Genomic DNA, 13275 nt, shown 5'->3' on the forward strand with positions numbered 1-13275 from the left:
TCAAATCATAAAATTAAAAATAACTTTTTTCATGTTAGTTAAAGCATTTGATAAAAACATAAGACAAAACAAAACTACAACAATTAACACCAATTTTGTAGTTATTGGTGGTGGCACAGCTGGTGTTTGCGCTGCTATTACTGCTGCTAGGCAAGGCACCAAAACGGTTTTAATTCAAGACAGACCTGTTTTAGGCGGTAATGCGTCATCTGAGGTTAGACTCTGGATTTTAGGTGCAACTTCACACATGGGAAATAACAACCGTTGGTCTCGTGAGGGTGGTGTTATGGACGAGATTTTGGTTGAAAACCTATATCGAAACAAAGAAGGAAACGCTGTTATATTTGATACCGTTTTATTAGAGAAGGTTTTAGAAGAAGAAAACATTACGTTACTTTTAAACACATCGGTTTACGATGTTAAAAAATCTAGCGACACTAAAATAGAGTCTGTACAAGCATTTAATTCTCAAAACTCAACAGAATACGTTATAAAATCGCCTATATTTTGCGATGCTTCTGGAGACGGAATTGTAGCTTTTAAAGCGGGCGCTTCTTTTAGAATGGGAGCCGAAACTAAAGAAGAATTTGGAGAACAATTTGCTCCAGATAAATCTTATGGCGAATTATTAGGGCATTCTATGTACTTCTATAGCAAAAACACCAATAAGCCTGTAAAATATGTAGCTCCAAAATATGCTCTAAAAGATATTACAGCTATCCCTAGATATAAAGCCATAGGAAAAGGTGATAAAGGTTGTCGTTTTTGGTGGTTTGAATATGGAGGAAGACACGATACCATTCACGAAACAGAAGAAATTAAATACGAACTTTGGAAAGTTATTTATGGTGTTTGGGATTATATAAAAAACTCTGGCGAGTTTGAAGATGTCGATAATATGACGCTTGAATGGGTTGGTACCGTTCCTGGAAAACGTGAAAGTCGTCGTTTTGAAGGACTATACATGATGACCCAACAAGATATTATAGAGCAACGCCAATTTGACGATGCCATTGCTTTTGGAGGTTGGGCTATAGATTTACACCCAGCCGATGGTGTTTACAGCGAACTTTCTGGTTGTACACAATGGCACTCGAAAGGCATTTACGATATTCCGTATCGCTCTTTTGTTAGTAAAGACATCGATAATTTATTTTTAGCTGGACGAATAATTAGCGCAACCCACGTGGCTTTTGGTTCTACAAGAGTTATGGCAACTACAGGTTTTTGTGCTCAGGCAGTTGGTATGGCTGCTTCTATTTGTGTAGATAAAAACTTAAAACCTGCAGATCTTTTAGAAAAAGGAGAAATTAAAAACCTGCAAAACGAACTCAATAAATTAGGACAAAGCATTCCTAATGTACCCATAAATAAATCTAGCAATTTAATTAATGAAGCAACTATTAATGCGTCTTCAATTTTAAATCTTAATCAAATTCCTTATAATGGCGATTGGTTTAGTCTCTCTATCTCGGCAGCACAAATGCTTCCGTTTAAAGCAAATCAAAATTATAAATTTAAAGTTTTAGTTAAAGCCGAAGAAACTACAACGTTGCAAGTAGATTTAAGAACATCTATAAAATCTAAAAATTATGCTCCAGAAGTTATTTTAGAAACGCAAAATTTCAATTTAGAAAAAGGAGAACAGTATATTGAAATTAGTTTTTCTAATCCTGTGCCTAACAATCAATATGGTTTTGTAACTTTTTTATCGAACAAACACGCTAGTTTAAAAACAAGTAACAATCGTTACACAGGTGTATTATCGGTATTTAACGGTGTAAATAAAGCGGTTTCTAACAACGGTAAACAAACTCCACCAGATAATATTGGCGTAGATACTTTCGAGTTTTGGACACCGCACCGTAGACCAGATGGACAAAATATTGCCATGGATATTTCTCCTGCTATAGAAGCTTTTAATGCAGATAATATTGGCAATGGTTTTGTTAGACCTTACGGAACTACAAATGCTTGGGTAGCTAATTTAAATGATAAAAATCCATCGTTAAAAATAGAATGGGATTCTGAAAAAGAATTGTCTGAAATAAAATTATTTCTAGATCCAGATTACGACCATCCTTTAGAGTCTACTTTAATGGGACATCCAGAAGAAGTTGCGCCTTTCTGTGTTAGGAATTACACCATTACAGATTTACAAGGCACAATTTTAGCTAAAAAGGAAGGAAATTATCAAACCATAAATACTTGGAAATTCGATTCAAAAATAAAAACAAAAGGAATTATTATAGAAGCTGAGCACCCATCAGTAAATGTACCTGCTTCTATTTTTGAAATAATATGTAGTTAGTATGAAATATTTATATTCAATAATTTTAGTTTTATTAATTGTTGGCTGTAATAGTCATAGTAATCGTTCTCTAAAAGAGGAAGACTATACGCTATCCTTAAACGGTAATTGGGAATTCAATACTTTTTTAGGTGATGGTTCAAATTATTTAAACATCCAACCTACGAAGGATGATATTATAATTGATAATAGTCAAACAGAATTATTGAAAATAAAAGGGGCTTGGGAAACTAAAACCTATCAAGGTACAGATAAGGAAACGAAACCTTGGAGTAAAGATTATTTAAGTTATAATTTCAAAAAAAATAACGATCCAGCATCTGTAGAAATAAATACAAAAGTGCCAAAATCTGGATATTACGAACATTTCATTTATTATCCAGTTGGCTCGCAAATGTCTGCATTAGTCGAGGTAAATCATGCAGATGGTTCGTACACAAAAGATTTTATTTTAAAAACAAGGCCAAGTGTATGGGTTAGTTTAGGGATTTTTAGAATAGATACTAAAAAAAAGCATTCTATTAGGTTTCACTCCAAACATCAAGGGCTGTATAACGTAGATGCCATTATGTTACGACCTATAGATGAAGCTGACTATAAGAATTCATTAGAAGAAAAACAACAGTTAGTTAATGTGGCTTATGATGATTCCAATTGGGATGAATTAAAAGTTCCAGGTCATTTCGGAATGATTAATAAATACAGTAATTATACAGGTAAGGCTTGGTATAGAACAGAAGTTAAATTACCAAAAACATGGAAAAAGACGACTGACGAAAGAATTAGAATTCAGTTTGAAGGTGTATACCATGTAGCTCGTGTATTTTTTAACGGAGAATATGTTGGTAGACACCAAGGTGGCTTTACCCCTTTTGAGTTTGACATTACTGATAAAATAAATTTTTCAAATAAAAACATTCTAGTTGTTGAAGCCGATAATAATTATTTAGTTGGAGCTACTTGGAATTGGGGAGGAATTATTAGAGATGTACAACTTGTAAAAAGTAAAGATGTTCGTGTAAAATATCAATACATCCACGCTGAGCCAGATTTAGTAAAAGGTAGCGCTAGTTATCAAGTTATTGTTCGTGTAGAAAATAATTCAGAAAAAAAAAGAGAATTAAATGTTAATGCACTCATTGAAAAAGGGAAAGTTTTAAATAATACTTCAGCTAAAATTACAGTTGCCCCAAATAGCGTTAAAGAGCTTAAATTAGAAGGGGAATTAAATGCTGAAGATGTAAAATTATGGCATTTTGATACTCCAGAATTATATCATATAAAAACTTCTATATCCGAAAAAAGTAAAGTGTTGGATACAAAAGTAAATCGATTTGGTATTAGAAAATTTGAAGCTACAGCAACTCAAATGTTATTAAATGGTGAACCTGTCCGTTTGGTTGGGTTTAACAGAGTAAGTGATCATAGATACTGGGGATCTTCAGAACCTCAAGAACTTATTAATTTAGATGTTGATTTAATGAAAACTGCAGGTGCAAATTTTACACGAATTATGCATGGTACTCAAAACAAAAAGTTGTTAGATAGATGTGATGAAAAGGGAATCTTAATTTTTGAAGAAGTAAATGTTCGAAGCTTAAAAATGCCTGAGGTTTATGAAGATCATTTTGCCAAACCAAAACAATGGGTAAAAGAAATGATAGAAAGAGATGTTAATCATCCTTCTGTTGTAGGTTGGAGTGTTGGAAATGAACTTTCAGATCATTTTGAATATGTTAAAATGATGTATGAATACACAAAAAAACTAGACCCCAATCGCATGGCATTGCACGTAAGCAATAGAGGGTATAGAAAAGGAGAATCTGCAGAAAACAATCCGTTGGAATATGGAGATATGATTTTTCAGAATATTTATCAAAAAAATCCAGGAGCGGTAATGGATACCTTACACAAACGCTGGCCTAATAAAGCCATGTTCTTTTCAGAATTTGGAGTTGAGCGGTTTACTACTGCTAATCTGGACAATGATGTTTCAAAGCTAGGAACTTGGTACAATAATATGAGAAACCAGCGCCCTTATACAACTGGCGCTTCTATATGGACTTTTAACGATTATAAAAGTGGATACTCAAATACTTTAGCAGATGAAAATCGTGCTTGGGGAATGGTAAACGCGTGGAGAACAAAACGAAGAGCTTTTTATACACATCAAAAAGAAAATAGTCCTATTACAAATTTGAATATCGAAAATTTAGATTTTGAAAAAGGAAACGCAAATGTGTCTTTTAACATTAGAGATACAAATGACTTTCCAAGCTTTACAATGAAAAATTACACATTACACTATGTGTTTAAAAATAGAAAAGGAGAAATAGTATTAAATAAAACGCTGAACTTGCCATTGCTAAAACCAGGCATGGAAAAATGGAATGGGTCTATAACTTGGAATAAACTAACTAAAAAACCTTATGAACTTTTAGTTTCACTAGTCACTCCAAATGGTTATTCTAGAGGAGAAAAGAAGATTTATTTTGAAGTTCCTTCTCAACCCATTATTAATGAAGTAAAAATATCTAAAAGCAAAGTTCGCGTACATTTTACCAAAAATAGAGATGCTTTTGAGTACTACGCAAAATATAATATTAATGGTGAAGAAAAAGAGAGCTACAAAACCATTGTAAACTATATTGATTTAGATAGTTTACCAGCAAACAAAGAAATTCAAATTCAACTAATTGCGAGTAATTCTAAAGGTGATAGTAAAGCGTCTGAGGTTTCAACTATAAAAACTGACGGAAAGATTTTAGCACCAATTATTTGGGATAGTTTTATTACAGATAACAAGTTGGTTATTGGTTATTCTGGATCGTTTGATGATGTTAATTACACCATTAGATATGGAGTTACAAAAGATCATTTAAACAAGGATATAACTTCCAATTCAAGAGGAATTATGACTATTGATATTGAAAACGAAAAAACTGTTTATTTTCAAATTCAAAGAGCAATAAAAGGAGAAAAAAGCAATTGGTCCAACATATTAAAAGTGGAAAAATAAATGAAAAATAGTCTTAAATATTTGGTTGTATTCATGTGTTTGTGGCAAATTTCTTGTTCGCAAAAGACATTACAAATTTCTGATAATAATTCCGATTCAAATCACCTGTTACTAAGTGGAGAATGGAAATTCAACACCATTTATGGTATGGGTTCCAACCCATTAAATATCCAAGTACAATCAACAGATATAGTTATTGATAATACTGATAAAATAAATGTTGAAGTAAAAGGAAAATGGAGAGTAAAAAAAGAAGGAGCAAGAGGTTCTGTTTTTCATGGAAACGATTATTTAACCCATAATTTTAAAGAAAATGAATCGGCCAATAATTATGTGCGTTTTAAACCAAATATTAATAAAACGGGATATTATGAAGCTTTAATTTTGTACCCGTTTTCCTCTCATTTAACTGCTCAAATAAACATAAATAATGCTGGTGGAAAAACAGCTAAATACGTAAGCCAAAGAACAAATTGTGGACAATGGATAAGTTTAGGCATTTATAAATTTAATGCAGAAGACAATAATTATGTAGAAATTACTGCTATAACAGATGGTACAGTAGCTGCAGACGCTATTATGTTTAGACCAATTCCAGAAGACGAATTTTTAGCTGCAAAAAAACAACCGGAACAAGTGTTTTTATCGAATTACAACGATTCAGAATGGCATAATTTAAAAGTCCCTGGGCATTGGGGAATGATAAATTCGTATTCAAATTACAATGGTTTAGGTTGGTATAGAAAAGAATTTAAGTTACCACAAAATTGGAATGCAAATACCAATGAAAAATTTAGACTAAAGTTTGATGGTGTTTACCATGTAGCCAAAGTGTATTTAAATGGAACATACATTGGGAAACATAGAGGTGGTTTTACACCTTTTGAATTTGAAGTTGAAGAATATTTAAATTTTGAAGGTTCTAATTTACTGGCCTTAGAAGTTGATAATAGTAATGCAGTTGGTGCCACTTGGAATTGGGGTGGCATTATTAGAGATGTGTATTTACTAAAAAACAATCAAGTTAGAATTAACAACCAATACATTCATGCAGAGCCAAATTTAGAAAAAGGGACAGCAGCTTTAAAGTTAAAAGTGAAGGTTGAAAACAATTCAGATGAAGTTAAAAGTATTTCTATTACATCTATTATTTCTAAAGATGGAAAAATTTCAGAATTAGTAAAAACTGTTGAAATACCTGCAAATAAAATTTCAGAAGTTATTTTAGAAGAAAAATTAGAAGCAAAAAATGTTAAATTATGGCATTTTGACAATCCTGAATTGTACAATTTAGCTACTACTATTTCAGAAAATGAAACAGTAATTGATTCTAAAGAAAATGATTTTGGAATTAGAAAAGTTGAAGTAACAGATTCAAAATTATTATTAAATGGAGAACCTGTTCGTTTAGGCGGGTTTAATCGTGTTAGTGAACATCGCTATTACGGATCTTCAGAACCTATAGAAGTACTTGAAAAAGATGTTGATTTAATGAAAGAAGCGGGTGCTAATTTTATGCGCATTATGCATGGCACCCAAAACGAAAAGCTTATCGAATTATGTGATAAAAAAGGAATCTTAATTTTTGAAGAAGCAAATATTAGAGATTTAACCAATCCAGAATTTACTGCTCCAGAGTATCCGTTAGCCAAATATTGGTTAAAAGGCATGGTAGAACGCGACTGGAATCATCCAAGTATTATTGGTTGGAGTGTTGGTAACGAACTTTCTAATCATTACCAATATGCAAAAACAACCATGGATTTTGTTCGTGAATTAGACCCAAACAGACTAGTAACTTGTGTGAGTAATAGTGGGCAAAAAAGCTTTTCGAACCGTAAAACAGACCCTAATACAGAGGTAGATATAATTATGCACAACATGTACCGTTGGCAAGGGAAACCTCAAGAAATTATAGATAAGTTGAGAAGCGAATGGCCAGAGAAGCCAATCTTTATTTCAGAATATGGGTTCGACCCTTACCCAACAACATCGTTAGACGGAGATCAACAAATTTTTACAGATTGGAATGAGCATTGGAGAGGTAAAAACGAATTTGTAATTGGTGGTTCTTTGTGGACATTTAATGACTACAGAAGTGGCTATGCAGCAACATCTCAAGAAGAAAACAGAGTTTGGGGATTAATAAATGTTTGGCGACAAAAAAGAAGAATGTTTAATAGAGTTGCTAAAGAGTTTAGTCCTATTAAAGACATTAAAGTAAAAAACTTAAACCTATCAAAAAACAAAGCAGAGGTTGTAATTCCAGTTAGAGGGCTAGACGATTACCCAAGTTACGCTTTAAACAACTACAAATTAGAATGGGATTTTAGAAATACTGCAGGTAAAGTTATTGAAGAAAAATTTATTAAATTACCAACTATAAATCCAGAAGATAAAACCTGGAAAGGCGAAATTACTTGGAGCAAATTACCAAAAAATTTATTAGATTTAAGAATCCGTTTAGTGAGTGCAACTGGGTATATTAGGTATGAAAAAGTAATTCCATTTACAGTTCCAAAATCTCCATTAATTTCAAGTGTAGATTTAGGAGATACATCTGCAAGAGTGTTCTTTGAAAAAGTACCAGGAGCCACAGAGTATGTTGTTCGTTATAAAAATGATAAAGGAGCAACTGTTGAGTCTTTCAAAACCATTACAAATGCTATTGAAGTAGATAGCCTAACTAACAATAAAGAATATAATTTTAGTGTAATAGCTATAAATGATAAAGGAGAAAGCACTTCGCCTAACGCCATAAAAGCAACACCAAATGGCAAACTATTAGCGCCTAAAATTTGGGATGCATTTATAACAGATAATAAAGTTGTAATTGGATATACAAGTGAGTTTGAAGATACTTTTTATAATATAAAGTATGGAACATCAAAAGAAAATTTAGATAAAGAATTTAGAACCAATGTAAGAGGAATGATGACCATTGATATTGAAAATGAAACTGAAATTTATTTTCAAATTCAAAGAGAAAGCAACAATAAATCTGGTAATTGGTCTCATATTATAAAAGCTTCAAAGTAATGAAGATTTTAGCTATAATAGTATTGGTATTTGGAGTTTTTCAGTTTTCGGGTGCACAATCACCACAACAACTTCCAGAAAACGGAAATCAGTACGAATCCTTTAGAGATAATAGTATTTCTGACGAGTTTAACTCTAAAACATTAAATACTGCTAAATGGGGAAGACGAAATACAGGTGGAGGTTCTATTCAAGGTCACGAAAACGATAAATCGCTAGTAGTAATGGAAAAAGAAACTCTAAAAGGACAAACCACTAATTATGTTTCCATAAAAGGGACTACAGAAAATGGATCTCCTAAAACTGCAGGCTTAGTAAGTAATGCCTCTGCTTTTTACGGTTTTTATACGGTAAAATTTAGATTTCGTGGCTTTGATGATCCTGAGGTTATAGAAAAAGGTTCTGTTTGGCATCCTTCTGTTTGGTCTGCCATTGGAAATTATACAGGTGGAAAGAAAAAATCTTCTATTAAAAATAGTGATTCCTGGACAGAAATTGATTTTATGGAGTGGGAAAATAGAGCCAACGGATGGAGTAGTGATGCTCCTTCTCGATTTCGAGATAGTAAAGGTGTAAAACGTAAAGTTCTAACCAAAGGAAAAAATGCAGAAAAGGCAATAATGACTAAAGGGCCTTTTCAAACTTATGCTCCGGTTTGGCAAACTATTGGATTGGAATATACTCCAGAATATATAAAATTATGGCAATGGAAGAATGGAGAATGGGCGCATATGGGAAAACGTGTCGTTAAGTTTGTTAAGGAAGATGAAGTAAATCCAGAAAGTAAATACACGATTAGTACGATTGGAAAAAGTGCCAGAAAACCAACTTTTTGGTATTTAGGGAATATTGTTGCAGGCTTTATATTAGAAAAAGTTGAAAACGGAACAAATACACACACAATAAAAGATTTGTCTGTAGATTTTGATTTCTTTAGATACTACCGCCATAAAAGCACTAAAAACCTTGATTGGCCATGGGAAAACGGACTTAAAAACGGAGGCGGGAAAGTAAAAAAAGATGCTTCAAAAATTTAAATGGGAAATCAGCACATGAAAAAACTAATCATTTTTATTCAAATTTTAGGTCTTTTATTTAAGTTACAAGCCCAAGAAAATAAGAAGCCTAATATACTATTTATAATGTCCGACGACCACACATCTCAGGCATTTGGCATCTATGGTAGTAGGTTAGCACATTTAAACCCAACACCAAATATAGATGCACTAGCAAACCAAGGTATTATTTTCGATAATGTGTTTTGTAACAACTCCATTTGTACTCCTAGTAGAGCAAGCATACTTTCTGGTCAATACCCACAAACCAATGGTGTTTTAGATTTGCATCAAGCTCTAGATAAAGAAAAACAATTTTTACCCAAAGACCTGAAAGCCTTAGGTTACGAAACTGCGGTAATTGGTAAATGGCACTTAAAAGAAGAACCAGCTAATTTTGATTATTACGAAGTTTTACCGCTTCAAGGCAAATACTTCAACCCAAAACTAATTTCGAGAGATGGAAAAACATCCGAAGAAATAAGTTTTGGAAAACATGGTAAAAGAACAGTAAAAACAACGAAATACGAAGGACACTCGTCAGATATTGTAACCGACAGATCTATAGAATGGCTAAAGAACAAACGCGATAAATCTAAACCATTTATGTTAATGCATCATTTTAAAGCACCACATGGAATGTTTGAATTTGCACCAAGATATGCTGATTATTTAGAAGACACTTATATCCCAGAACCTGCTAGTTTATATCAATCTGGAAATCATGGTTCTGAGGGGACTCGTGGAAAAAACGATTCATTAATTCACGATATTGGTTCTTCAGTTGGTTTGCGTAACACAATACGCGGTGTGGGTAGAAGTTTGGAAGTTGATACCGAATCACCAAACCATAAACACGAAGCGTATCAAGAATATTTAAAACGCTATTTAAGGTGTGTTAAAGGTGTTGATGATAATGTAAAACGCTTAATTGATCAGCTTAAAGCCGAAGGTTTATACGAAAACACAATTATTATTTATACCGCAGACCAAGGTTTTATGCTAGGCGAACACGATTATATAGATAAACGTTGGATGTACGAAGAATCTATGCGTATGCCTTTTATTATTCATTACCCAAAAGGCTTTAGACAAGGCACAAGAAACAATACACTTATAAATAATACAGACTTCGCTCCTACCCTAATTGATTTAGCTGGAGGCAACACACCTAAATACATGCAAGGTCGTAGCTTTAAATCTATAATAGAAACAGGAAAAGAACCAGACAACTGGAGACAATCTACCTATTACAGGTATTGGATGCATATGGGAAGTAGACATGCGAACCCTGCCCATTTTGGTATTAGAACTAAAGATTATAAATTAATATTTTATTACGGAAGGTATTACAAAACCGACACAAAGTCAGACAATTGGGGTCGATACGATTTTAACACACCTGTAGCTTGGGAGTTTTACGATTTAAAAAAAGACCCTAACGAAATGCAAAACGAATACCATAATGCAAAATACAAAAACCTTATATCTAAGCTTAAAAAAGATTTGAAACAAAAGCGAAAAGATTTAAATGAGGAAGATGACAACTACCCTCATATTCAAAAAATAATTAATCAGCATTGGCATGATTAAAAGAACAAACCAACTAAAACCATAAGATTAACGATCATGAAATATTTAACATCGCTATTAGTTATTTTATTCTTTTTCAATTCTTGCAAAGAGCAACCTAAAAATGTAGCAGAAATAAAAGAGGTCGATTACAAGTTAGAATTAGGTAAAGCAGCCCTAAAATCTAAATTTGAAAACGATTCCATAACTATTTGGGGGGCATCTATTGTAAAGGGACAAGATAATTTATACCACATGTATTATTCTAGATGGAAAAAAGATTTAGGATGGGCATGGGTTACACATTCCGAAATTGCTCACGCAGTTTCAAAATCGCCTTTTGGTCCTTTTGAGCATAAAGATGTAGCGCTTGCGATTAGAGACGCCAGTTTATGGGATGGACTTTGCACCCATAACCCAACCGTGCATAAATTTGAAAATAAATATTACTTGTACTACATGGGCAACACTGGAGATGGTGTGGTAACAGGAACTCCGGGTAAAATAAAATTAAATGTATCGCATAGAAATAATCAAAGAATTGGCGTAGCTGTAGCCGATAATCCTAATGGCCCATGGAAACGTTTTAACACTCCGTTAATAGATGTATCTCATAACAATCAAGCCTTAGATGCTTTAATGACGAGCAATCCGTCTATAACCAAAAGACCAGATGGAGGCTATTTAATGGTATACAAAGCTGTTGGCAAGAAAAAGAAAGGAAAATTTGGAGGTCCAGTAGTGCATTGTGTAGCCACTTCAGACAGTCCAACAGGTCCTTTTAAAAAGCATGACAAGCCTGTTTTTACAGCAAAAGGTTACGATTTCCCTGCCGAAGATCCTTTTATTTGGTACGAAAAAGGCAAGTACAGAGCCATATTAAAAGATATGCATGGTGCTTTTACAGATGCTGGACAGTCTTTGGTTTTATTTGAGTCTGAAGATGGTTTCGATTGGAATTTATCTAAAAACGCTTTAGTATCCAAACTAGAAATACACTGGGAAGATGGAACAATTCAAAAAGTCGATCATTTAGAAAGACCTCAACTATACATAGAAAACGGAAAGCCAATTGCCTTATTATGTGCATCAGATATCAAAGATAAAAATGGCGTATTACAATCTTTTAACGTACAAATACCTTTAAAATGAAAAAATTAGCATTAATCGCATCCATAGCACTTGTAATTTATGCATGCGGAAAGAAAGAAAAGCAACAACTAGAAAGCAAAAATGTTGATGCTTCAAAAATTGAAAATTTAAAAATAGAATTTGGTAAAGTATCTCCAAAATCTGTTTTTTCGGGAGGCGACTCTTTAAGCATTTGGGGTGGTTCTGTAGTTAAAGGAGAAGACGGGCTTTACCATATGTTATATTCTCGTTGGCCAAAAAATATTGGTTGGGAATGGGTTAACTATTCCGAGGTTGCACATGCAGTTTCAAAATCACCTTTAGGACCTTATAAACATGTAGATGTAGCTCTAGACGAACGCGGAGAAGGTTTTTGGGATGGATCTGCAACCCACAACCCTACTGTTCATAAAATGAATGGAAAATACTACTTGTACTACATGGGAAATTTTGGCGATAAAAAAATTGTAAGTGTACCAGGAAAAGCAAAAATTAATTGGATGCACAGAAACAACCAACGTATTGGTGTTGCTGTTGCCGATAGCCCCAACGGACCATGGAAACGTTTTGACAAACCAGTTTTAGACATTACGTATAACAACGATGATGCGCCCGATGCTTTAATGACCTCCAACCCATCTGTATGCCAAATGACAGACGGTAGAGTACTTATGGTTTATAAAGCTGTTGGTAAAAAATTCCCAATGCCAAATGGAGGCCCTGTTGTACACATGGTTGCTATTGCAGATAGCCCTACTGGTCCTTTTATAAAACAAGAAAAATTAGCTTTCGAAATTAAAGGCGAACGTTTTCCTGCCGAAGATCCTTATATATGGCATCAAGACGGAAAATATAGAGCTATTGTAAAACGCATAAAACACGAAGGTAAAAAACGTGTATTTTCTTTAGTGCAATATGATTCTGAAGATGGATTAGATTGGAAACCATCAAAGCATCACAATATATCTGAAAGAATTGTACAATGGGAAAATGGCAGAAAACAACAATTTACGCATTTAGAACGCCCACAAGTTATTGTAGAAAATGGCGAAGCCATAGCTTTAATGTGTGCTGCAGATACTTTAGTAAATAAAGTTAGACACTCTTTTAACATCCAAATACCATTAAAAGTAACAAAAAACTAAGTG

The 13275-nt window shown here is 33.4% G+C and carries 7 protein-coding genes; all 7 read left to right on the forward strand.

Annotated features, from left to right (window positions below; all coding sequences use genetic code 11):
* Positions 1-31 precede the first annotated feature (31 nt).
* The 7 genes from ABD715_RS10385 to ABD715_RS10415 are packed head-to-tail and all read left to right on the forward strand — an operon-like array spanning position 32 to position 13272.
* Positions 32-2311 (forward strand): FAD-dependent oxidoreductase, encoded by a 2280-nt coding sequence (locus ABD715_RS10385; protein ID WP_344788144.1) that lies wholly within the window; start codon positions 32-34, stop codon positions 2309-2311.
* A gap of 1 nt (position 2312) precedes the next feature.
* Entirely contained in the window at positions 2313-5330 is a 3018-nt protein-coding gene (locus ABD715_RS10390; RefSeq protein ID WP_344788146.1) for a glycoside hydrolase family 2 TIM barrel-domain containing protein, read from the forward strand.
* Positions 5331-8369, forward strand: coding sequence for a glycoside hydrolase family 2 TIM barrel-domain containing protein (locus ABD715_RS10395; protein ID WP_344788147.1), 3039 nt, complete (start codon positions 5331-5333; stop codon positions 8367-8369).
* Positions 8369-9406: a hypothetical protein gene (locus tag ABD715_RS10400; protein ID WP_344788148.1), complete on the forward strand. Its 1038-nt coding sequence runs from the start codon at positions 8369-8371 to the stop codon at positions 9404-9406. The genes ABD715_RS10395 and ABD715_RS10400 overlap by 1 nt, the downstream gene beginning before the upstream one ends.
* A 15-nt stretch (positions 9407-9421) precedes the next feature.
* Entirely contained in the window at positions 9422-11017 is a 1596-nt protein-coding gene (locus ABD715_RS10405) for a sulfatase family protein (protein WP_344788149.1), read from the forward strand.
* 36 nt (positions 11018-11053) lie between these two features.
* On the forward strand, positions 11054-12148 hold the full coding sequence (locus ABD715_RS10410) for a glycoside hydrolase family protein (protein WP_344788150.1): 1095 nt from the start codon (positions 11054-11056) through the stop codon (positions 12146-12148).
* Complete coding sequence (locus ABD715_RS10415; protein WP_344788151.1) at positions 12145-13272, forward strand: glycoside hydrolase family protein; 1128 nt, start codon at positions 12145-12147, stop codon at positions 13270-13272. The genes ABD715_RS10410 and ABD715_RS10415 overlap by 4 nt, the downstream gene beginning before the upstream one ends.
* The last annotated feature ends 3 nt before the right edge of the window (positions 13273-13275 follow it).

Source organism: Postechiella marina (assembly GCF_039538365.1).
Classification (GTDB): Bacteria; Bacteroidota; Bacteroidia; order Flavobacteriales; family Flavobacteriaceae; genus Postechiella; species Postechiella marina.

Coding starts and splice junctions, on each gene's coding strand:
- ABD715_RS10385 (WP_344788144.1), top strand. CDS start 32: ATGTTAGTTAAAGCATTTGATAAAAACATAAGACAAAACAAAACTACA.
- ABD715_RS10390 (WP_344788146.1), top strand. CDS start 2,313: ATGAAATATTTATATTCAATAATTTTAGTTTTATTAATTGTTGGCTGT.
- ABD715_RS10395 (WP_344788147.1), top strand. CDS start 5,331: ATGAAAAATAGTCTTAAATATTTGGTTGTATTCATGTGTTTGTGGCAA.
- ABD715_RS10400 (WP_344788148.1), top strand. CDS start 8,369: ATGAAGATTTTAGCTATAATAGTATTGGTATTTGGAGTTTTTCAGTTT.
- ABD715_RS10405 (WP_344788149.1), top strand. CDS start 9,422: ATGAAAAAACTAATCATTTTTATTCAAATTTTAGGTCTTTTATTTAAG.
- ABD715_RS10410 (WP_344788150.1), top strand. CDS start 11,054: ATGAAATATTTAACATCGCTATTAGTTATTTTATTCTTTTTCAATTCT.
- ABD715_RS10415 (WP_344788151.1), top strand. CDS start 12,145: ATGAAAAAATTAGCATTAATCGCATCCATAGCACTTGTAATTTATGCA.